This is a genomic window from Pasteurella oralis (assembly GCF_002850605.1).
GTDB lineage: Bacteria > Pseudomonadota > Gammaproteobacteria > Enterobacterales > Pasteurellaceae > Pasteurella > Pasteurella oralis.
Genome location: NZ_NXGB01000029.1, coordinates 1 through 322 on the forward strand (window position 1 = coordinate 1; position 322 = coordinate 322).

Sequence of the window (322 nt, forward strand, 5' to 3'; positions counted from 1 at the left end):
CGAGCAAGGACAGCTATCAGAGGCGGTTACTAAGTCGTTTAATATCAGCTTTGCTGTGAGCGAATTAACTACTGTTTCGAAAGTGTTTGGGATTTTGCTGCAGTGGAAAAATCCAGTATTCGCCAATCCAAATTCCGCGATCGAGATTTGGACGAGTACTGAAAATCGTTTTGAAAGTGCTAGAAAGCTCGTAACGCTGGCATATCCAACAAATAGCTATTCATTTGACGGCTTAGGCGTGAATGAAACGCATTATTTCTGAGTGCGTATGATTGATACCGCTAACGGGAATGCGGGCCAGTTCACAGAATCTGTCGCCGGC

At 44.7% G+C, this 322-nt stretch carries 1 protein-coding gene; it reads left to right on the plus strand.

Annotated features, from left to right (window positions below; translation table 11 throughout):
* The coding region (locus C0975_RS11260; protein WP_245853397.1) for a hypothetical protein at positions 1–262 on the plus strand (262 nt) is incomplete at its 5' end.
* Positions 263–322 lie beyond the last annotated feature (60 nt).